The organism is Kitasatospora sp. NPDC053057, from assembly GCF_044546945.1.
GTDB lineage: Bacteria > Actinomycetota > Actinomycetes > Streptomycetales > Streptomycetaceae > Kitasatospora.
The window spans coordinates 1-19,880 of record NZ_JBITZP010000023.1 but is presented as its reverse complement, the minus strand read 5'-3'; the positions used below and the strand labels follow the sequence as shown (position 1 = coordinate 19,880).

Below are 19,880 nucleotides of genomic sequence, written 5' to 3'. Positions count from 1 at the left end.
TGAGACACCCGGCCGGTCGACCGTGCCAGCATCATGCCCACCTCGAAGATCGATACCCGAATGCGTGTACTGGCTTGCAATGCAAGGCAACTGACGGAGATTCAGACCATCTGCAGACTTGCTCGGCGCCACGGCCTGTGATAAACAGATCACCCTGCGCATTTGTTCGATGAGTTCGCTGAGTTCGCACTGCGCTCCGGCCGGTCCGTTCCCGCCCCCCGTCCCTCGTCGAGGGCGGCGACCGCGCCGGCGCCGCGATCCTGCACAACCGGACAAGGCGGGGCCCCGTCACCGAAGACGCGCCGCGCCGCGCCGGTATGCCGCATTCGCACGCCGATCTCGCTTGGAGAGGCGGACCCCGCCATGACCCTGCAGACCCCCCAGCCCCCACCGAGCGCCCTGCGCGCGGTCCTGGCCGCGCTCGACTCGGAGACCGCACTGCGCCAGCCCGCCGCCGCAGCGCTTCGTCATCCGACCGGTCCACTGCTCCCCGCGCACCCGCTCGCGGTGCACGTCCTGGACGGCCCCCACCCAGAACTGCCCGCCGCCCGTCGGACCGGCTGGCGCTTCCTGATCAAGGACGGCCCGGAGGTGGCCGCCGCCGCCGAGGTGGTGCAGAGCGCGGAGGGCCACACCTTCTCCCACTTCACCGCCGGCCCGTACCTCTCCTCCACCGTCCGGGCGCTGCGCGAGGCCTGGCAGCTCGCCCAGGGCTCCCGCTCCCGCTGCCAGCCCCGGCTGCTCACCTTCCCGGGCCAGTACGCCACCGCGCTCTGGCTCCACAGCCCGGACGCAGGCCCCTCCGCCGACCTGCTGATCCCGCTGGCCCCGGCCCCGCTCGGCGTCACCGCGCACCGCGCCTACCCGGCCGCCGAGCTGCTCCCGCTGCTCGCCCGCGCCCCGCTCGCCGGACCGCCGCTGCTGCTCGGCTCCTCCTGACCCGAGGAGCCGACGCTCCACACCGGCCGCCGGGCACGTCGCCCGGCGGCCCTTCGCCGTGCGCTCCGACACCCCCGGACGGCCTCACCCGAACGGCTACCACCCGGACGGGCCACCCGCCATGGCCCCACCGGGTCATGCCCCGGCTGACCCGGCGGTGCACTTTTCCCCTCGGGCCCCACCTGAACGGGTGATCTCTACCCGGGAGTTGTGGCGCATGTCACGAAATCGCTGCGCGCGCGTCCGCGGATGCCGACACTGGGAACCAGCGTGGAAGGACCACCTGTCCTACCCACTTGAGCGCCGGTCAACACCTGGTCGGCGCGCGGACAGGATCCGACCACCGCGGCGGCTCCGGACGGCTCGACCTCCGGGGACCGCACCACGGGGAGGATCGCAGAGCGAAGCGAGGGTACGCGTATGTGCCAGCACCGTCCTGAGTGCCCGACGGCCGAGTCCGAGGACCGCGAAGCGGCCGTGCCGGTGGCCTGCCACCCGGAGCAGGGCTGGAGCCTGCTCTGCAACGGCGTCGTCCTGTTCGAGGACACCGGAGAGCTGCTGCCCGACGGCCGGGTGATCGCCCCGCGCCGCCCGGTCGCCCACGCGGCCTGAGCCCGCGCGGCCCGAACCCGTACGGCCGGAACCGTACGGCCCGGGGCAGCCCGGCCGGGGCAGCCGCCGACCCGACCACACGAAGCGCGATGCAAGGCGCAACACAAAAGGGCAGGGCCCCAGCGGAAACGTTCCGCCGGGGCTCTGCCTCATCCCCGTCCGATCAGGATCAGACGCCGTACTCGTCCAGCGGCGGGCAGGAGCAGACCAGGTTGCGGTCGCCGTACGCACCGTCGATCCGGCTCACCGGCGGCCAGTACTTGTCCGCCGGGTTCACGCCCGCCGGGAAGACCGCCTCCTGCCGCGAGTAGCCGTGCGCCCAGTCGCCGGCCAGCGTGGCGGCGGTGTGCGGGGCGTTGCGCAGCGGGTTGTCGTCGGCCGCCCACTCGCCCGAGCCGACCTTGTCGATCTCGCCGCGGATCTCGATCATCGCGTCGCAGAACCGGTCGATCTCGTGCAGGTCCTCCGACTCGGTCGGCTCGATCATCAGCGTGCCGGCCACCGGGAAGGACATCGTCGGCGCGTGGAAGCCGTAGTCGATCAGGCGCTTGGCGATGTCGTCCACTGTCACGCCCGTCTCCTTGGTCAGCGGGCGCAGGTCGATGATGCACTCGTGCGCGACCAGCCCGCCCGGGCCGGTGTAGAGCACCGGGAAGTGCGGGGCCAGGCGCTTGGCGATGTAGTTGGCGTTCAGCACCGCGACCTGGGTCGCGTGCTTGAGGCCCTCGCCGCCCATCAGCCGGACGTACGCCCAGGAGATCGGCAGGATCGCCGCCGAGCCCCACGGCGCGGCCGAGATCGGGCCGACACCGGTGGCCGGGCCGGCCTCCTCCTGCAGCGGGTGGTTCGGCAGGTACGGCGCCAGGTGGGCGCGCACCGCGACCGGGCCGACGCCCGGGCCGCCGCCGCCGTGCGGGATGCAGAAGGTCTTGTGCAGGTTGAGGTGCGAGACGTCCGCGCCGAACTTGCCCGGCTTGGCCAGGCCGACCAGGGCGTTCAGGTTGGCGCCGTCCACGTAGACCTGGCCGCCGGCCTCGTGCACCAGGGCGCAGATGTCGGTGATCTGGGTCTCGTACACGCCGTGGGTCGACGGGTAGGTGACCATCAGCACCGAGAGGTTGTCGCGGTGCTGCTCGATCTTGGCCTTCAGATCCTCGACGTCCACGTCGCCGTCGACCAGGGTCTTCACCACGACCACGCGCATGCCGGCCATCACCGCGGAGGCGGCGTTGGTGCCGTGCGCCGAGGACGGGATCAGGCAGACGTCGCGCTGGGTGTCGCCGTTGGCGTGGTGGTAGGCGCGGACGGCCAGCAGGCCGGCCAGCTCGCCCTGGGAGCCCGCGTTCGGCTGGATCGAGACGGCGTCGTAGCCGGTGACCTCGACCAGTTGCTGCTCCAGGTGGCGGATCAGGGTCAGGAAGCCCGCGACCTGGTCGACCGGCGCGAAGGGGTGCAGCTGACCGAACTCCGGCCAGGTCACCGCCTCCATCTCGGTGGTGGCGTTGAGCTTCATGGTGCAGGAGCCCAGCGGGATCATGCCGCGGTCCAGCGCGTAGTCGCGGTCCGACAGGCGGCGCAGGTAGCGCAGCATGGCGGTCTCCGAGCGGTGGCTGTGGAAGACCGGGTGGGTCAGGTACTCGTCCTCGCGCAGCAGCGCGGCCGGCAGCGCGTCGGCGGCCTCGGCGACCTCGACCGCGGGGACGCCGAACGCGGCCCAGACACCGGCCAGGTGCTCGCGGGTGGTGGTCTCGTCGGTGGAGACCGAGACCCGGTCCTCGCCGTCCTGGTACACGTTGATGCCGTTGGCGCGGGCGGCGGCCGCGATCTCGGCGGCGCGGCCGGGGACGACGGCGGTGACGGTGTCGAAGAACTCGCCGTGCAGCAGCTCGACGCCGCCGGCCCGCAGGCCCTCGGCGAGAGCGGCGGCGTAGCGGTGGGTGCGGCGGGCGATGTCGGCCAGGCCGTCCGGGCCGTGGTAGACGGCGTACATCGAGGCCATCACGGCGAGCAGCACCTGGGCGGTGCAGATGTTGCTGGTGGCCTTCTCGCGGCGGATGTGCTGCTCGCGGGTCTGCAGCGCCAGGCGGTAGGCGCGGTTGCCGTCGGCGTCGACGGAGACGCCGACCAGGCGGCCGGGCAGCGAGCGGGCGTACTCGGCACGCACCGACAGGTAGCCGGCGTGCGGGCCGCCGAAGCCCATCGGCACGCCGAAGCGCTGCGAGGTGCCGCAGGCGATGTCGGCGCCGAGCGAGCCCGGGGACTTGAGCAGGGTGAGCGCCAGCAGGTCGGCGGCGACGGCGACGATCGCGCCCAGCCCGTGCGCCTGCTCGATCACCGGGGCGAGGTCGCGGACCACACCGGTGGCGCCCGGGTACTGCAGCAGCACACCGAAGACGCCGCGCTCGGCGATCTCGGCCGGGATGCCCTCGGACAGGTCGGCGACGACGACCTCGACACCGGTCGGCACGGCCCGGGTGTTGATCACCGCGATGGTCTGCGGCAGGGTCTCGGCGTCGACCAGGAAGACGCCGCCCTTGACCTTGGTGACGCGGCGGGCCAGCGCCATCGCCTCGGCGGCCGCGGTGCCCTCGTCCAGCAGCGACGAGCCGGAGGTGGGCAGGCCGGTCAGGTCGGAGACCAGGGTCTGGAAGTTGAGCAGCGCCTCCAGGCGGCCCTGCGAGATCTCCGGCTGGTACGGGGTGTAGGCGGTGTACCAGGCCGGGTTCTCCATGACGTTGCGCAGGATCACCGGCGGGGTGAAGGTGCCGTAGTAGCCCAGGCCGATCATCGGCTGGAGCACCTGGTTGCGGTCGGCCAGCTCGCGCAGCTCGGCGAGGACCTGGGCCTCGCTGCGGCCCGCGGGCAGGTCCAGGGCGGTGATGGAGCGGATGGCCTCGGGAACGGCCGTGGCGGCGAGCTCGTCCAGCGAGCCGTAGCCGACGGACGCCAGCATCTTCTCCTGCGCGGCGGCGTCGGGGCCGATGTGGCGGTTCTCGAAGGGGCTGGCCAGCTCAAGCTCGGTGAGGGTCGAGGCGCTGATGGGGCGTCCCGCGTTCGGCTGGGCGTTCATGGTGGTCGAGGCCTCCTGGTCACGGACCGGCGGGGGTACGCACGCCGGCCGGCCAACGCCGCTGCGGAACAGCGGACCGGCCTGGGCGGACGGACCCGAAAGGCCTCCCCCTCTGTCATCGGGACCTGAGAGCTTCGCCCGCACGGCGCGCTGTGGCGCTCCGTCGGCTTGCACCGTCGGTGAGGGTGGTGATCGCCGGCTCCCGCGCCGACGGTCCTGCCCTGCTTTCCAGAGTGACCTATCCCGCACGGTACGGATGCCTGAGAGATTCCGGGGAGGAGTTGCTCCTTCGGCGCCCCGACCAGCGGTTTTCGCTGTCGGGGACTCTCCCGAGCGGGCTCGGCGGTCGCCGCCCAGGGTACCAGCGGGAGGCCTTCCGATCACGGGTGCGTCGGGTCACTTGAGGTCTACGCGCGTCCCCCGGACGGCCCACCGCCGCCCCGTCCGGCCGCACCCCGCTCGCGTGCGTCCGATTCATGCCTTTTGGTGTGAAGTGGCGGACGGGACGGGTGCTCCGGTCGCCGATCTGCGGGAGTTCCGCAGGCGCAGCGCACTGGAGGAAAGCGTGCAGACCGACATCGACCCTCGCGACCTCATCGGCCACAAGGCGGTCGACCGCAACGGTGACAAGATCGGCACGGTCGACGAGGTGTACCTGGACGACGCCACCGGGCAGCCGGAGTGGGCGGCCGTCCGCACCGGCATCTTCGGCCGGGACGCCTTCGTCCCGCTCACCACGAGCGAGTTCTCCGGCGACGAGCTCCGGGTGCCCTACGACAAGTCCCTGGTCAAGGACTCGCCCGACTTCGGAGTGGGCCAGCACCTGTCGCCCGCCCAGGAGCTCCAGCTCTACCGCTACTACGGCCTCGACACCTCGCCGGACGGCCGCCCGACCGCCGGGGAGCCCGGCCGGGCCGCCCAGCCCGACCTCGACTTCGGGACCACGTCGGCCACCCCGGCCGCCAAACCGCTCGCCTTCCACGCCCCCGAACCCGGCCCGACGACCACCGCCACCACCACCACTGCCACGGAGGCCCACGTGCAAACCCTCAGCACCCCCGCCCCGGCCCCCACCCACGCCTTCGAGCCGAAGCCGCATTCCGCCCCGACCTCGACCGCCCCGACCTCGACCCCGACCGCCCCGACCTCGACCCCGGCCGACACCGCCGACGCCTCCGCCCCCAGCGACCCGGTCGAGATCACCTGCCGCGAGGAGCGGCTGGACATCACCACCGAGTGGCACGTCCTGGGCACCGCGAAGCTGCGCAAGTACGTGACCAGCGAGCAGGTCGAGCGCCGCATCCCGGTGGTCCGCGAGCGGGTCCGGGTGGAGCGGATTCCGGTCACTGACGCCGAGCGCGCCTCGCTGACCAAGAAGGGGATCGCCGAGGCGGTGGAAGTGGTCACGCTCCGTGAGGAGCGGCCGGTGGTCCGCAAGTACTTGGCCGCGATCGAGCGGGTCCGCCTGGTGGTCGAGCGGTACACCGAGGAGGAGGTGGTCCGAGACGAGCTCCGCCGCGAAAACGTCGAGGTCTGCGACAACACCCCCACCGTCGCCACCACGCCGAACTCGACGAACGGTTCGATGACCCCGCCCGCCGACGGCTCCCGCCCCTCCGCCCTCCGCCCCCTGGTCTGATCTCGTCACCCGACAGCTCTGCCCAAGGGCCCCGGACCAGGTCCGGGGCCCTTGCCGTGCCCGCGATCCCCCGGTCCGCCGCAGGCGAACCCTTCACCTTTGCCAAACCTTAACCGCTCGATATTTGACAGTCTGAAGTATCTACCGGCAGAGTTACTTCAGTTCATTCACTATGTACGGGAGGAAGCAACCGTGAGTGAGGCACCCCAGCCCACCATCGCGGCCGAGAAGCAGAGCAACGCCCGGGTCCTGCCGGCCCTCATCCTGGCGATGCTGTCGTTCAGCGTGGTACAGACCGCGGTCGTCCCGATCCTGCCCTCGCTGGCCAAGGAACTTGACGTCTCCGGCTCCAACATCACCTGGCTGATGACGGCCAACCTGCTGTCCGCCGCCGTGCTGACTCCCCTGCTGGGCCGCTTCGGCGACCTCCGGGGCCGTAAGCCCATGCTGCTGATCTCGCTGGCCGGTCTGGTCGCCGGTTCGGCCCTGGCGGTCAGCACCCACTCCTTCACCTGGCTGGTCGTCGCCCGCGTCCTGCAGGGCGCCGGCGGTGGCGTGATGCCGCTGGCGATCAGCATCGTCCGCGACGAGCTGCCCAAGCAGAAGGTGACCGGCGGCGTCGCCGCCATCAGCGCCTCGATGGGCGTCGGCTCCGGCCTCGGCCTGGTCGCGACCGGCCTGCTGCTGGAGCACTGGAACTACAAGTCGATCTTCTGGATGGGCCTGATCTTCGGCCTGATCGCGGTCGCCCTGGTCGCCTTCCGTGTCCCGACCGACCCGGTGACCGACAAGGAGGGCGGCGCCGACCCGCTCGGTGCCATCACCCTGGCCGCCTGGCTCTCCGCCCTGCTGGTCGCGGTCAGCCAGGGCAACCACTGGGGCTGGACCTCCACCAAGACGCTCGGCCTGTTCGCCGTCGCCGCCGTGGTGGCCCTGGTCTGGGGCGTCATCGAGACCAAGGTCTCGCACCCGCTGGTCGACCTGAAGATGATGTCCCGCCCGGCCGTGGCCTTCACCAACCTGTCCGGCCTGCTCATCGGCTTCGGCATGTACGGCTCGTTCATGGTCATCAGCAACTTCGCCCAGACCCCGGAGAAGCTGGCCCACTACGGCTTCACCGCGACCGTCCTGCACGCCGGTGTGATGCTGCTGCCGTCCGCCATCGGCTCGATGGTGGCCGCCCCGGTCGGCGCCCTGCTGATCGCCCGCCGCGGCCCGCGCCTGCCGCTGGTCCTCGGTGGCGTCCTGGGTGCGATCTCGATGGCCTACCTGGCCCTGCGGCACAGCCACGAGGGCGACATCTACACCGCCTCCGCCATCTTCGGCCTCGGCATCGGCCTCGCCTTCGCCGCGATGCCGGCCTTCATCAACGGCGCCGTCCCGGTCGAGCAGAGCGGCATCGCCAACGGCATGAACTCCGTGCTGCGCACCGTCGGTGGCGCGATCGGCACCGCCGTGATGACCGCCATCCTGACCGGCGACACCATGAAGTTCCCGATCAAGCTCCCCGTGGTGCTGCCCACCCTGGACGCCTACAAGCACGCGTTCTGGACCACGGCCGTCGTCTGCGTCATCGCCGGCGCCGTCCCCTTCCTGATCCGCGGCGTCAAGACGGCCACCACCGTCGCCGGCGGCTCGGCCCGGCAGGACTCCAGCCCCGAGCTGGCCAAGACCGACGCCTGACGAGGCGTCCGGCCCGCGCGCTCAGGGACAGGACGCGCGGGCCCGGTCTCCACTCGGTCGCGAGGGCATCACGACCGTCCGGAGCCCGGCACGGTATGCGGCCCCACCCGGTACTTCCACCGGGTGGGGCCGTTCCGCGTTCCGGGCCCCTTCCCCCGGTTCAGGCCCCTTCCTCGCCGGGTTCCTCGGCCTTGCGCAGCGGCAGCGGCCGGGCCGGCTCCAGCGCCGGATCGTCCACCGCGAAGGTCCGCACCCGCCCCGGCCCGCTCCACGGCGTCTCGAACCGCACGGTCACCCGCCCGACCCCGCTGCCCTGCACCCAGCCCGGCCCCAACTCGGCGTGGTGGACGTCCTGTCCGGGCATCCAGCGGCGCACCACCGGCTCCTCCGGCTCCTCCTCGGCCTCCGCCGCCTCGACCGCCTCGGCGTGCTCCGCCGCCTCCTCCCGCAGCGCCTGCGCGAACAGGTCCTCCTGGGTGTAGTCGGCGAGTTGGGCCACGCCCACCCCGAGCAGCCGGACCCCACCGGTGATGTCCACCTGCTCGGCGAGGCGCCGCGCCGTCGCGGTGATCACCGCCTCGTCGTCGGTCGGCCCGCCCAGGGTCTCCGAGCGGGTCAGCGTCGAGAAGTCGAACCGCCGGACCTTGAGCACCACCGTCCGCCCCGAGCGCCCGGCCGCCCGCAGCCGCCGCACGCAGCGGCCGGCCAGCGCCTCCACCTCGCGCAGCACCCGGTCCCGGTCGGCCAGGTCCACCTCGTAGGTGTCCTCCACCGAGACCGACTTGGCGTCCTGATCGGCCACCACCGGCCGCTCGTCCAGCCCTATCGACATCTGGAAGATCCCGGCGCCGTGCGCCCGCCCGAGCAACTGGACCAGCTCCGCCTCCCCCGCCTCCGCCAGATCGGCCACCGTGATCAGCCCGGCCCGCCGCAGCACCTGCTCGGTGGCCGGCCCGATCCCGGGCAGCGCCCGGACCGGCATCGGGCCGAGCACCGCCCGCTCCTGCCCCGGCTCGATCAGCACCAGCCCGTCCGGCTTGGCCTGCTCCGAGGCGATCTTCGCCATCAGCTTGGAGCCCGCCGCCCCCACCGAGCCGGTCAGCCCGGTGAGCCGCTGGATGTCCGCCCGCAGGTCCTCCGCCAGGGCGAGCACCAGACGCTCCCCGGTCTCGTGGTCCGTCTCCGCCAGCACCGGGCCGTACGGACCGGCCTCCAGGTCGACGAAGGCCTCGTCCAGGCTCAGCGGCTGCACCAGCGGCGACAGCTCGCGCAGCAGTCCCATCACGATCTCGCTGTTCTGCCGGTACGCCTCGAAGCGCCCGGTCAGGAAGGCCGCGTTCGGGCACAGCCGCCGCGCCTGCGCCATCGGCATCGCCGAGTGCACCCCGAACTTCCGCGCCTCGTACGAGGCCGTGGAGACCACCCCGCGCCCGCCGAGCCCGCCGACGATCACCGGCTTCCCGCGCAGGCTGGGCTTGGCCGCCTGCTCCACCGCCGCGAAGAAGGCGTCCATGTCGAGGTGGATGATGCTCGGCAGAGATCGCACCCGCCGATCATCGCGCACGGGTCCGACAGTGCGTACGACCCCGGCCGACGCCCCGCGCCCGGCGCTACTGCTTCGCGGCCTCCGCCAGCGCCTTCGGGATGCCGTCCTCCTTGGGCCCGAGGAACACCGGGTCCGGCCGCAGCCAGACGTTCACCGCCGCCTTGCCCGCCCCGGCGACCTCCCGCAGCCCGCCGTACAGCCAGGTGGTGTCGTGCGGCTCCGGCACGCCGACCGCGTACGAGCGGATCCCCGCCGCCTCGCACAGCGCCAGCGCCCGCCGGACGTGGAAGTCCTGGCTGACCAGCACCGCGCGGTCCACCCCGAAGATCCGGTGCGCCCGGGTGCAGGAGTTCCAGGTGTCGAAGCCCGCGTAGTCCCGGACCACCCGGTCCCCCGGAACCCCGTGCTCGGTCAGGTACCGGTACATCGCGTCCGGCTCGTCGTACTCGATCCGCCCGTTGTCCCCGGTCACCAGGATGGCCTTCACCTTGCCCTCGCGGTACAGGTCCAGGGCCGCCACCAGCCGGTGCTCCAGGTACGGCGATGGCCTGCCCTGGTCCAGCCCGGCGCCGAAGACCACCGCCACCGACGCCGACGGCGCGCTCTCCACCGTGCCCACCCGGTCTCCCGCCGCGAGCCACAGCCAGGCGCTCGGCGCCAGCGCCAGCGAACACAGCAGCGTCGTCACCTGGAACACCCTGCGCTGCGTCCGGCGCTCCCGCAGTCGCGCCCGCAGCCCCCCGGCCCGACGCCGCAGCAACTCCGATATCCCGGTGCCGGCCTCCACGTGCCCCTCCCTCGATCGCTTCACCAGGCAACACGACGAGGCCGTGGCCCGGAACGGTTCCCCGTCCCGGGCCACGGCCCCGTCGAAACGACCGCTCCGTCAGACCGCCCGGTTGCGCCGCTGCGCCAGCTCGTCCGCCGGATCGTTCCCCACCAGCGTCTCGCCGGTGTCGGTCCGCTCCGCGTGCAGCCGTCCGAGGGTCAGCTCCAGCTCGTGCCAGACCGCCCCCACCGCGATGCCGAAGACCCCCTGACCGCCCTTCAGCAGATCGACCACCTGCTGCGGCGTGATGCACTCGTACACCGTCGCACCGTCACACATCAAGGTCAGCCCGGTCAGGTCGGCCTGCTCGGCGGACTGCAGATGGGCGACGGCCACCCGGATGTTCTGCAGCGAGACGCCCGCGTCGAGCAGCCGCTTCACGATCTTGAGTAGCAGCACGTCGCGGAAGCTGTAGAGCCGCTGACTGGGCGCCGGGTACGCGGTCCGGACGCTGGGCTCCAACAGGCCGGTGCGGGCCCAGTAGTCCAACTGGCGGTAGGTGATGCCGGCCGCCGCACAGGCCGTCGGGCCGCGGAAACCGAGCAGTTCGGACGTCGGGGCCAGCCGCTCGATCGCGGGCTGGCCCGGCTGTACGGCCGGGAACCTGCTCATCCTGGGCAGGTCCGATACGGTGCGAGCGGTGCGCGGCATGTGCACGGCGCACAGGCCTCCCACGGCCGCGTCATCGCCGGTGCTGCTCATGCCTACCTCCGTCCGCTCGTGCTGCGGGCAACCCGACTGCGGGCATCGGCCACCCGGACAGCCACTCCTGACGGTAGGCAGTCCCCTATGACCCGTCAACGATCGCCACGCCGGGCCAGACAAACCACATCACTCAGGAGAGTGGTTTTTCGTGCCCCTAGTGTGGGTAGATGGACGTTTTTTGGCAAAACGGCACGCTAAAGAGCTGACCGAACCGTCCGCACTACTGCGGACCGCCGCCGCCGAAGTCCTCGGGCGACACCTGGTCGAGGAACTCGCGGAACTTCTCGACCTCGTCCTCCTGCTCGTCCGGGATCGCGATGCCCGCCTCGGCGAGCACTTCCTCGCTCCCGTAGATCGGCGTGCCGGTGCGCAGGGCCAGAGCTATCGCGTCGGACGGCCGGGCACTCACCTCGACCCCCCCGGCGAAAACCAGCTCGGCGTAGAACACGCCCTCCCGCAGGTCGGTGATCCGGACCTCGGTGAGCTGCTGGCCGAGCGCTTCCAGGACGTCCTTGAACAGGTCGTGCGTCAGCGGGCGCACCGGAGTCATGCCCTGCTGGGCGAAGGCGATCGCGGTCGCCTCGCCGGGGCCGATCCAGATCGGCAGGTATCGATCTCCCCCGACCTCCCGAAGCAGCACGATCGGCTGGTTGGAAGGCATCTCCACTCGGACACCCACGACGTCGAGCTCATTCACACAGGCAACCCTATGGCTCCGACCCCGGATATGAAAGCGCAGGGCCGACGCCGCTGGTCAGCGCGGTGCACCGGTCACGCCGAGGACGCTCCGGGGCCTGTCAGCGGGTGCGCAGACCGGCCTGGACCATGGCCGCGTGCAGCCGTACGGACAGCGTCGCCAGCTCCCGCGCGGTGGCCTCCGCGTGCGCCCGGGTCTGCGGGTTCCGGTGCCGCCGCAGCGGCGCCACCACCTGCTCCACCAGCGCGATCTCGCGGTCCGCCGCCGCCTTCATGGCTCTCAGGTGCCGCGGCTCCAGGCCGTACCGGCCGAGCTCGGCGACCAGCCGCGCCACCTGCAGCGCCTCCCCGTCGTACCCGCCGTCCGGGCCCGGCGCGACCAGCCCGTACGCCTCCCACTCGGCCAGCTCCCGCTCGCCGGCCTCGGCCGCGGCCAGCAGCTCGGCCCGCCCCAGGCGGACCCCGGACGCGACGTCGGCCGAGGCCACCAGTTCGCGGTCGGCCTCCTCCAGCGGCCCGGGCCGGGTGTCGGCCGCGGACGGCAGCGCGGGCGGGGCCTCACCGCGCTCGATCGCGTCCAGGTGCTCGCGGATCACCCGCAGCGGCAGGTAGTGGTCCCGCTGCATCCGCAGCACGTAGGCCAGCCGCTCGACGTCGGAGGGGCTGAACTTGCGGTACCCCGACGGGGTGCGCTGCGGCTCGACCAGCCCCTCCGCCTCCAGGAAGCGGATCTTGGAGATGGTCACCTCGGGGAAGTCGTCCCGCAGGAAGGCCAGCACCGCGCCGATGCTCAGCAGTTCGTCACCGCCGCGCCGCCGCCCGCCGGGCCGGTCCGGCCGGACCGGCTGCCTGGGGCCCGCGACCACCCCGCGCCCGCCCCGGTCCGCCTGCGGACCGGACGATGACGCAGGGTTGGCCGCCCCGAGAGAAGAGGAAGGGGTATTCGTATTCACTCGGGCTCCTGCCGATGTTGGTTTCAGTACCCCCGGTTGTGGCCGGCGAAGAACACCAGCCGGTACTTCCCGATCTGCACCTCGTCGCCGTTGTTCAGCGGCACCTCGTCGATCCGCTCCCGGTTGACGTAGGTGCCGTTCAGGCTGCCCACGTCCGCGACGCTGAAGCCGGCCGGAGTGCGGCGGAACTCCACGTGGCGCCGGGAGACCGTGACGTCGTCCAGGAAGATGTCACCCTGCGGGTGACGACCCGCCGTGGTGACGTCCGAGTCCAGCAGGAACCGGCTGCCCGAGTTCGGGCCGCGCTGGACGATCAGCAGGGCCGAGCCCGGCGGCAGCGCGTCGATCGCCGACAGCACCTCGGCCGACAGCGCCGGCGTGGTACCGGTACCGGTCGTGGCGGAGGGGTCGTAGGACTCCAGGCCTGAGATCGAGATGGTCGACGTGGTCTCCGCCGCCCCCTCGGGCAGCAGGCCGCCGCGCAACGCGGTGCCGCAGTTGGAACAGAAGCGGGCCGCGGCCGGGTTCTGGTTGCCGCACCTGGGGCACGGAGTGGGGCCAGCCATGTTCACAGCCTCCTGGCGCGGCACACCCGACGGGTTGTGCCCGGCGTACGGGTCCGATGCAAACCCTCCACCAGAGGTTGAGGGTCCTGACGGGAAACCTATGCGCGGGTCGCCGGAGGAATCAACCGACGCGCCGTAGCCCGCCGGATTCCCCGCGTACTGGGCCGCGGCGTCCCGGTACAGCTGCTGTCCGGCGTACGTTCCGGCCTCGGGGGCGGGACGCATGCCCGGCACCGCGGGCTCGTCCTCCGCCCGGCGGTGCCGCGCGGTCGGCGCCTCGACGGCGGCGGCGTCACGGCCCTTGTTGCGACCGAACAACTTCGAGAAGAAACTCACGGGCGAATCCCCTTGCGTGTGACAGACCCGCCCGCGGGGCAGGGTGAGAACCTCGGACTGGCTGCGGGCCCGGTTGCGGCCCGGGCCTGCTGGAGTGGTACTCCGACGGTTGTTGCTGCGGTTGGTGCTACGGAGCGTACTGGTGCGAACCAGTCTCTCCCACGCGACGACGGCGCCCCGCACCGGGTGCCGCCCGCCCGTGACGGGCCGTTCGTCGAGCGCCCCGTCACTTCGAAGCCGGCTTGGCGTACTGCGGCGTCTTCAGGTCCACGAGGGCGTCGACGACCACCTTCTGCTGCTGGGTGATCGTCGCCCGCGCCTGGTGGCTCTCAAGAGTACGGACGACGCCTCCCGGGATGTTCAGCGCCGGCGTCAGATCCTGCGGGTTCCCCACGACGGTGAACCGATAGGGCTGCGAGACCTTCTTCCCGTCGATCTGCACCCCACCGCCCGACAGGTCGGTGAAGTAGGTGTTGACCACCACGCGCACATCGTTGATCTGAATCGCCTCCGCCCCCGCCGCTCGAAGTTCCTGCAGGGTGTCCAGCAGCATATCTGCCTTCACCAGCCCTTGGGGATCGTCGACCGTGAGTACGATGCCCGGACCTGTGGCTTTGACCGTACCGGCCAGCACACCCAGTTCCGTCATCTTCTTCCTGGTCTGCTCCTGGGCCTCCTTGGCCTGGTTGGAGCTGTTCTCCAACTTGGCCAGCGACTGCTCCAGCTCCGCCTTCTCCTGCTGGAGACGCTGCTGACGGCTGTCCAGTTCGTCGAGGATCCGGACCAGGTCCTCCTGCCGGGCCCCGCGCAGCTGGTTGTGGTGGTCGTTGGTCGAGCGCACCTGGATCGCCAGCGCCAGGCCGAGCGAGAACAGCAGCAGCGCCACCACCAGCTGCCCGCGCGACAGCCGTGGCGGCCACAGCGCCGCCTGCAACCGCCGCCGACCGGCGTTCCGGTCCACGACGGACGCCTCCTCGGCGGCCTCCGGCTCGGCGGCTTCCGACGGTTCGACGGCCTCGGTCTCGACCTCGACCGGCTCCCGCTCGGGCTCAGCCGCCTTCACGAGCGATACCGACGGCTCCGGCTCCTCCGGCGCGGCCTCAAGCTCAGCCTCAGCGTCAGACTCCTCCGGCTCCGCCTCGGCCTCGGCGGCCTCCTCGACCGGCTCGGCCGCCTCCGGCTCCTGCGGAACTGACTCCTCCTCCGCCGACTCCGCAGCGGTCTCCTCGACCACCGGCGCCTCCGCCTTCTTCTTCTCCTCCTTCGCCGCCTCGCGGCCCGGCTCAGGCCCGGAAGACATGGCGCCGGATCGCGGCCGCGTTGGAGAAGATGCGGATGCCGAGGACGACGACCACACCCGTGGACAGCTGCGAGCCGACGCCCAGCTGGTCACCCAGGAAGACGATCAGCGCCGCGACCACCACGTTCGACAGGAACGAGACGATGAAGACCTTGTCGTTGAAGATCCCGTCCAGCATCGCCCGGACGCCGCCGAACACCGCGTCCAGGGCCGCCACCACCGCGATCGGCAGGTAGGGCACGACGGCGTCGGGCACCTCGGGTTGGACGAAGAGGCCGACGACCACCCCGATCACGAGACCCAGTACGGCAATCACGGTCTAGCTGCTCCTGTCCCTGTCGTGGTCTTGGTGGATCCGGCGGTCGGACGCCGCTTCGCGGTCGGTCCGCCGCCGGTCGCGGATGGTGAAACGGACGCTCCAGGGCTCTCCGAGGTTCCCGGGCCACCCGACGGGGTCCCGCTCGGGCCGGGCGTCGGGACGGCCGAGGGAGTCGCCGTGGGCGAGGGCTCGGGGGTGACCGGCTGGGCGGTCCGCAGCGTCACGCCCACCGCCGCCGGCAGCGTCAGGCTCTTCTGCGCGGAGAGCGTCGACTTGATGCCGTACTTCTCCTCCAGCAGCCGCAGGTACTGCCCGGCCATGTCGTTCTCGAAGGCGGTGAGGAGCTTCGGCCCGTCCCCGATCGCCTGGATGTTGTACGGCGGCACCAGCGGCCGGTTGTCCACCAGCACCGCCTCGCCCGCCGCCCGGATCGCCGAAAGCGCGGTCAGCCGCTGCCCGTTGATCGAGACGGCCTCCGCTCCGGATCCCCACAGCCCGTTCACCACCAGCTGCAGGTCGCGGTCGCGCAGTCGGCCGCTGCTGGAGAACCCCTGACCGGCCCGCGGATCGACGTTGCCCCCGCTCCCGGTGCCGGCGGCGTCCTCCAGGACCAGCTTCACCCCGGGCCCGGTGACCTCCCCCAGCCCCACCTGGTCGGTCAGACCGGCCGCCCCTCCGTCCCCGGAGGCCAGCGCCTGCTGCTGGGTGTCGTCGACCTTGCGCCGCAGGTCCTGGACCTCCTTCTGGAGGTGGTCGGCCGAGCCGTTGCTGTCGTTGATCCGGTGGATCAGCGCGTCCCGTTCCTTGGCCAGTGTCGGCTCCGCCTTGTGCGCGTTCACCGCGCCGACCGTCACCACCGCTCCGACCAGCGCCAGCCCGGCGCCCAGCGTCAGCAGACCCCGCAGGGTCCGGGGTATCCGGCTGTCGTGCTCACCGCCCCGGGCCGCGGCCGCCTCGGCGTAGCCCTCGTCCAGGCTGTGGTCCATCACGTTGGTCAGCAGGGACATCGAGGCGTCCGGGCGGTTGTACCGTCCGTTCGGGGCACTCGGCGTCGGCGTCGCTGGCATGCGGACCATCGTCCCATGACGGCCGAGGGGCCCGCGCACGGCCCCTGAGCTGCACACACGCCGCACACATCGACGGATGGTGACGGACTGTTCCGAATGATGCGAAAACGGACAACGGGGCGCGCGGACCAGCCCGCACGCCCCGCCGTTCAGGGACTCGTCTGATCAGAAGACTTGTCCGCTCAGGCCGTCACCGCCCCGCGCCCTCGACCACGGCCGCCCACTCGTCCAGCAGCGCCTCGGTCGCCTCGTCGTCCGGGCCCTCGGCCCACAGGTGGGTGACCGCCTCGGCCGGGTCCGGCAGGACCAGAGTCCAGCGCCCGTCCGTCTCGACCACCCGCACGCCGTCCGTGGTGTCCAGCCGTCGACTGCCGGCCGCCTCCACCACGGAGCGCATCACCATGCCCTTCGCCGCCCACGGCGTCGCGATGTCCCGGCGCCGGATGTGCGCCTGCGGGATCCGCGCGTCGATCTGGCTGAGCGTGAGCTGGGTCCGGGCCACCAGGCCGACCAGCCGGACGAAGGCCGCGGCACCGTCCAGCACCCCGCTGAACTCGGGCACCACGAAGCCGCCGCGCCCGTCCCCGCCGAACACCGTGCCCTCGGCGGAGGCCGCCTTCGCGAGGTCGTCCGGCGTCGTCGTGGTCCAGGTGACCTGGGTGCCGTGGTACGCGGCGACCTGCTCGGCGATCCGGGTCGTGGTCACCGGCAGCGCCACCTGACCGCTGCGCCGTTCGGCCGCCACCAGGTCCAGCAGCACCAGCAGCGCCCGGTCGTCGTCGATCACCCGGCCGAGCTCGTCCACGAACGCGACCCGCTCGCCGACCGGGTCGAACCGCACGCCGAAGGCCGCCCGCGAGGAGGCCACCAGCTCACCGAGTCTGGCCAGCCCGGCGCGCCGGGTCTCCGCGTCCTCGGTCGGCCGCGCCTCGTCCAACCCGCTGGAGACGGTGAGCGCCTCCACCCCGAGCCGGCCGAGGATGCTGGGGAGGACCAGCCCGGCACTGCCGTGCGCGGTGTCCACCACCACCTTCAGCCCGGCCTCCCGGACCCCGGTGGTGTCCACCGTGCGCAGCAGGTTGCCCGCGTAGGAGTCGAACACGCTGGACGGGAAGGTCAGATCCCCGATCTCACCCGGGAAGGCTCGCCGGTACTCCTGGCGCGCGTAGACCCGGTCGAGCTTGCGCTGCCCGGCCTGGGAGAGGTCCGCCCCGCGCTCGTCGAAGAAGAGAATGTCCAGCGAGTCCGGCACCCCAGGGGTGGTCCGCAGGAAGATCCCGCCGGCGCTCCCCCGCGCGGTGTGCTGCCGGGCCACCGGCATCGGCACGTTCTCGAGGTCGCGGACGTCGATCGCGGAGGTCTGCAGCGCCGAAATCATCGCCCGTTTGAGCGCACGCGCACCACGCGAGTGGTCACGCGCAATGGTGACGGTCGCGCCCTTCTTCAAGGTCGTGGCGTACGCACCGGCCAGCCGGACGGCCAGCTCCGGGGTGATCTCGACGTTCAGGATGCCGGAGACGCCGCGGACGCCGAAGAGGTGCTCCTGGCCGCGCGACTCCCAGATCACCGAGGTGTTGACCACGGCGCCGGCCTCGATGGTCTTGAACGGGTAGACCCGGACGTTGGCTCCGATGATCGACTCCTCGCCGACCAGGCACTCGTCCCCGATCACCGCGCCGTCCTCGATCCGCGCGGCCCGCATCACGTCGGTGTTCTTGCCCACCACGCAGCCGCGCAGATTGCTCTGCGGCCCGACGTACACGTTGTCGTGCACCACCGCCTTGTGCAGGAACGCACCGCGCTTGACCACCACGTTGCTGCCGAGCACGGTGTGCTCGCGGATCTCGACGCCGCCCTCGACCTTGGCGTAGTCCCCGATGTACAGCGGCCCGCGGAGCACGGCCTCCGGGTCCACCTCCGCGCCCTCGGCCACCCAGACGCCCGGCGAGATCTCGAAGCCCTCCAGCTCGACGTCGACCTTGCCCTCCAGGACGTCCGCCTGGGCCTTGCCGTAACTCTCGTGGGTGCCCACGTCCTCCCAGTAGCCCTCGGCGACGTAGCCGTAGACCCGCTTGCCCTCCTTCAGGAGCTGGGGGAAGACGTCGCTCGACCAGTCGACGGACTCACCCGCCGCGACGTAGTCGAAGACCTCCGGCTCCATCACGTAGATACCGGTGTTCACCGTGTCGGAGAAGACCTGCCCCCAGGTCGGCTTCTCCAGGAAGCGCTCGACGCGCCCTTCCTCGTCCGTGATCGTGATACCGAACTCCAGGGGATTCGGCACCCTGGTGAGACAGACCGTGACCAGTGCGTTCTTACTACGGTGAAAGTCGATCAGTTCAGAGAGATCAAAATCGGTCAGCGCGTCACCGGAGATCACCAGAAAGGAATCGTCCTTGAGCGCGTCCTCGGCGTTCTTGACACTCCCCGCAGTGCCGAGTGGCGTCTCTTCATGGGCATAGGTGAGGTGCATGCCCAGTTCCTCACCGTCACCGAAGTAGTTCTTGACGAGTGATGCCAGGAACTGGACGGTGACGACGGTGTCGGAGAGGCCGTGCCGCTTCAGCAACCGAAGCACGTGCTCCATGATCGGCATATTGGCGACCGGAAGCAGCGGCTTCGGCATGCTGGAGGTCATCGGGCGGAGTCGGGTGCCCTCGCCCCCTGCCATGACTACGGCTTTCATTACGGGTGCGTCCTCCTTCGCGGTGGTGGACCAACAGGTCCATCAAACCGTTCCAGAGGGTTCTCTACCCGGAAGGTCCCGTCCGACGCACCGTGGCAGCGTGGGACTTCTCTCAGATCACGTCTCAGGCTGTGGACGCCGAGCCCGCGGTGGCACCCTTGATGATCTGCCGCACCTGAACCGCGTAAAGAATCGCCGACCACCAGTACAGCGTGGTTCCCCACCAGATGAAGGCCCAGCTGACCACCTCGGCCGGCCGCGCGATCCAGCTGTGGATACCGCCCAGCAGCAGGAGCGGAAACGCGTACATCAGATTGAAGGTCGCGGCCTTCCCCAGGAAACTCGTCTGCAGCGGCCCGTAACCGTGTCGGTTCAGCATGGGCAGCAGCGACGCGATAAAGACTTCCCGGGCCAGCAGAATCGCCGTCACCCACCACGGCAGGAACTCACGCCACGTCAATCCGACCAGCGTGGAGAGCACATAGAGCCGGTCGGCCAGCGGGTCCAGCAGCTGCCCCACCCGGCTGATCTGCCCCCACCGCCTGGCGAGCTTTCCGTCCAGGTAGTCACTGACCCCACTGAGCATCAGGATCAGCAGCGCCCAAGCGTCGTTCTTGGGCCCGCCGAAGGCAGGCCACAGAATGAGCCAGAGAAAAATTGGAACGCCGACCAGCCGGCCCATGCTCAGCAGGTTGGGGATGGTGAGGACGCGATCGGTCTGGACCCGCGTCTCCTGGACCTCCACCCGGGGCCTCCTGTCCTGTGTCACGACAATGCACGTTGACCTTACAACAGAGAAGCCCCCGTCCGGTTCACCCGGCGGGGGCTTCTCTCGAAGAATTGTTCGGCGGCGTCCTACTCTCCCACAGGGTCCCCCCTGCAGTACCATCGGCGCTGTGAGGCTTAGCTTCCGGGTTCGGAATGTAACCGGGCG

Annotated in this window: 16 protein-coding genes, 1 rRNA gene, 1 pseudogene and 1 riboswitch; of the genes and pseudogenes, 5 read left to right on the top strand and 13 right to left on the bottom strand. The window is 71.2% G+C overall.

Annotated elements, in window-relative coordinates:
- Positions 1 to 363 precede the first annotated feature (363 nt).
- Entirely contained in the window at positions 364 to 939 is a 576-nt protein-coding gene (locus ACIG5E_RS23795) for a hypothetical protein (protein WP_396536360.1), read from the top strand.
- Positions 940 to 1,359: 420 nt separating this feature from the next.
- Positions 1,360 to 1,551 carry a DUF5999 family protein gene (locus ACIG5E_RS23790; RefSeq protein ID WP_030288352.1) on the top strand — a complete coding sequence of 64 codons (192 nt, stop codon included), beginning with the start codon at positions 1,360 to 1,362 and terminating at the stop codon, positions 1,549 to 1,551.
- 169 nt (positions 1,552 to 1,720) lie between these two features.
- On the opposite strand, the gene gcvP is transcribed toward ACIG5E_RS23790, so the two are convergent.
- Positions 1,721 to 4,621, bottom strand: a complete 2,901-nt coding sequence (gcvP, locus tag ACIG5E_RS23785) for an aminomethyl-transferring glycine dehydrogenase (protein WP_396536358.1) — start codon at positions 4,619 to 4,621, stop codon at positions 1,721 to 1,723.
- 238 nt (positions 4,622 to 4,859) lie between these two features.
- A riboswitch (glycine riboswitch) is annotated at positions 4,860 to 4,963 on the bottom strand.
- A gap of 223 nt (positions 4,964 to 5,186) precedes the next feature.
- On the opposite strand from gcvP, the pseudogene ACIG5E_RS23780 reads away from it, so the two are divergent.
- The 3 genes and pseudogenes from ACIG5E_RS23780 to ACIG5E_RS23770 form a co-directional block, all read left to right on the top strand.
- A pseudogene (locus ACIG5E_RS23780) lies at positions 5,187 to 5,561 on the top strand (PRC-barrel domain-containing protein); the annotation flags it as partial.
- Positions 5,562 to 5,660: 99 nt separating this feature from the next.
- On the top strand, positions 5,661 to 6,260 hold the full coding sequence (locus tag ACIG5E_RS23775) for a YsnF/AvaK domain-containing protein (RefSeq protein ID WP_396536540.1): 600 nt from the start codon (positions 5,661 to 5,663) through the stop codon (positions 6,258 to 6,260).
- A gap of 192 nt (positions 6,261 to 6,452) precedes the next feature.
- A complete protein-coding gene (locus ACIG5E_RS23770; RefSeq protein ID WP_396536356.1) occupies positions 6,453 to 7,943 on the top strand; it encodes an MFS transporter in 1,491 nt (496 codons plus the stop codon).
- Positions 7,944 to 8,103: 160 nt separating this feature from the next.
- Here ACIG5E_RS23770 and ACIG5E_RS23765 read toward each other — a convergent pair whose 3' ends face one another.
- The 12 genes from ACIG5E_RS23765 to rrf all read right to left on the bottom strand — a co-directional run.
- Positions 8,104 to 9,489: a DNA polymerase IV gene (locus ACIG5E_RS23765; RefSeq protein ID WP_396536354.1), complete on the bottom strand. Its 1,386-nt coding sequence runs from the start codon at positions 9,487 to 9,489 to the stop codon at positions 8,104 to 8,106.
- A 64-nt stretch (positions 9,490 to 9,553) separates the two neighbouring features.
- Positions 9,554 to 10,276, bottom strand: a complete 723-nt coding sequence (locus ACIG5E_RS23760) for a vancomycin high temperature exclusion protein (protein WP_396536352.1) — start codon at positions 10,274 to 10,276, stop codon at positions 9,554 to 9,556.
- Positions 10,277 to 10,375: 99 nt separating this feature from the next.
- Positions 10,376 to 11,020, bottom strand: coding sequence for a MerR family transcriptional regulator (locus tag ACIG5E_RS23755; protein ID WP_396536351.1), 645 nt, complete (start codon positions 11,018 to 11,020; stop codon positions 10,376 to 10,378).
- A gap of 223 nt (positions 11,021 to 11,243) precedes the next feature.
- Positions 11,244 to 11,720: a bifunctional nuclease family protein gene (locus ACIG5E_RS23750; protein ID WP_030062493.1), complete on the bottom strand. Its 477-nt coding sequence runs from the start codon at positions 11,718 to 11,720 to the stop codon at positions 11,244 to 11,246.
- Positions 11,721 to 11,820: 100 nt separating this feature from the next.
- Positions 11,821 to 12,516 carry a MerR family transcriptional regulator gene (locus ACIG5E_RS23745; RefSeq protein WP_396536538.1) on the bottom strand — a complete coding sequence of 232 codons (696 nt, stop codon included), beginning with the start codon at positions 12,514 to 12,516 and terminating at the stop codon, positions 11,821 to 11,823.
- Between the two features lie 179 nt (positions 12,517 to 12,695).
- Positions 12,696 to 13,574, bottom strand: a complete 879-nt coding sequence (locus ACIG5E_RS23740; RefSeq protein ID WP_396536349.1) for an FHA domain-containing protein — start codon at positions 13,572 to 13,574, stop codon at positions 12,696 to 12,698.
- Between the two features lie 226 nt (positions 13,575 to 13,800).
- A complete protein-coding gene (locus tag ACIG5E_RS23735) occupies positions 13,801 to 14,874 on the bottom strand; it encodes a DUF881 domain-containing protein (protein ID WP_396536347.1) in 1,074 nt (357 codons plus the stop codon).
- Positions 14,858 to 15,190 carry a small basic family protein gene (locus ACIG5E_RS23730; protein WP_030062488.1) on the bottom strand — a complete coding sequence of 111 codons (333 nt, stop codon included), beginning with the start codon at positions 15,188 to 15,190 and terminating at the stop codon, positions 14,858 to 14,860. Before ACIG5E_RS23730 ends, ACIG5E_RS23735 begins: the two co-directional genes overlap by 17 nt.
- Positions 15,187 to 16,260 (bottom strand): DUF881 domain-containing protein, encoded by a 1,074-nt coding sequence (locus tag ACIG5E_RS23725; RefSeq protein ID WP_396536345.1) that lies wholly within the window; start codon positions 16,258 to 16,260, stop codon positions 15,187 to 15,189. Before ACIG5E_RS23725 ends, ACIG5E_RS23730 begins: the two co-directional genes overlap by 4 nt.
- A 190-nt stretch (positions 16,261 to 16,450) precedes the next feature.
- Positions 16,451 to 18,946: a sugar phosphate nucleotidyltransferase gene (locus tag ACIG5E_RS23720; protein ID WP_396536343.1), complete on the bottom strand. Its 2,496-nt coding sequence runs from the start codon at positions 18,944 to 18,946 to the stop codon at positions 16,451 to 16,453.
- A 124-nt stretch (positions 18,947 to 19,070) separates the two neighbouring features.
- The gene (locus ACIG5E_RS23715; RefSeq protein ID WP_396536341.1) at positions 19,071 to 19,691 is read right to left on the bottom strand and encodes a CDP-alcohol phosphatidyltransferase family protein; all 621 of its coding nucleotides are present in this window, start codon (positions 19,689 to 19,691) and stop codon (positions 19,071 to 19,073) included.
- Positions 19,692 to 19,788: 97 nt separating this feature from the next.
- A 5S ribosomal RNA gene (gene rrf, locus ACIG5E_RS23710) occupies positions 19,789 to 19,880 on the bottom strand; the annotation flags it as partial.

What these genes read in the sequence shown, in the direction of transcription:
- ACIG5E_RS23795 (WP_396536360.1), top strand. Translation starts at nt 364, where the DNA reads ATGACCCTGCAGACCCCCCAGCCCCCACCGAGCGCCCTGCGCGCGGTC.
- ACIG5E_RS23790 (WP_030288352.1), top strand. Translation starts at nt 1,360, where the DNA reads ATGTGCCAGCACCGTCCTGAGTGCCCGACGGCCGAGTCCGAGGACCGC.
- gcvP (WP_396536358.1), bottom strand. Translation starts at nt 4,621, where the DNA reads ATGAACGCCCAGCCGAACGCGGGACGCCCCATCAGCGCCTCGACCCTC.
- ACIG5E_RS23735 (WP_396536347.1), bottom strand. Translation starts at nt 14,874, where the DNA reads ATGTCTTCCGGGCCTGAGCCGGGCCGCGAGGCGGCGAAGGAGGAGAAG.
- ACIG5E_RS23720 (WP_396536343.1), bottom strand. Translation starts at nt 18,946, where the DNA reads ATGAAAGCCGTAGTCATGGCAGGGGGCGAGGGCACCCGACTCCGCCCG.
- ACIG5E_RS23725 (WP_396536345.1), bottom strand. Translation starts at nt 16,260, where the DNA reads ATGCCAGCGACGCCGACGCCGAGTGCCCCGAACGGACGGTACAACCGC.
- ACIG5E_RS23755 (WP_396536351.1), bottom strand. Translation starts at nt 11,020, where the DNA reads ATGAGCAGCACCGGCGATGACGCGGCCGTGGGAGGCCTGTGCGCCGTG.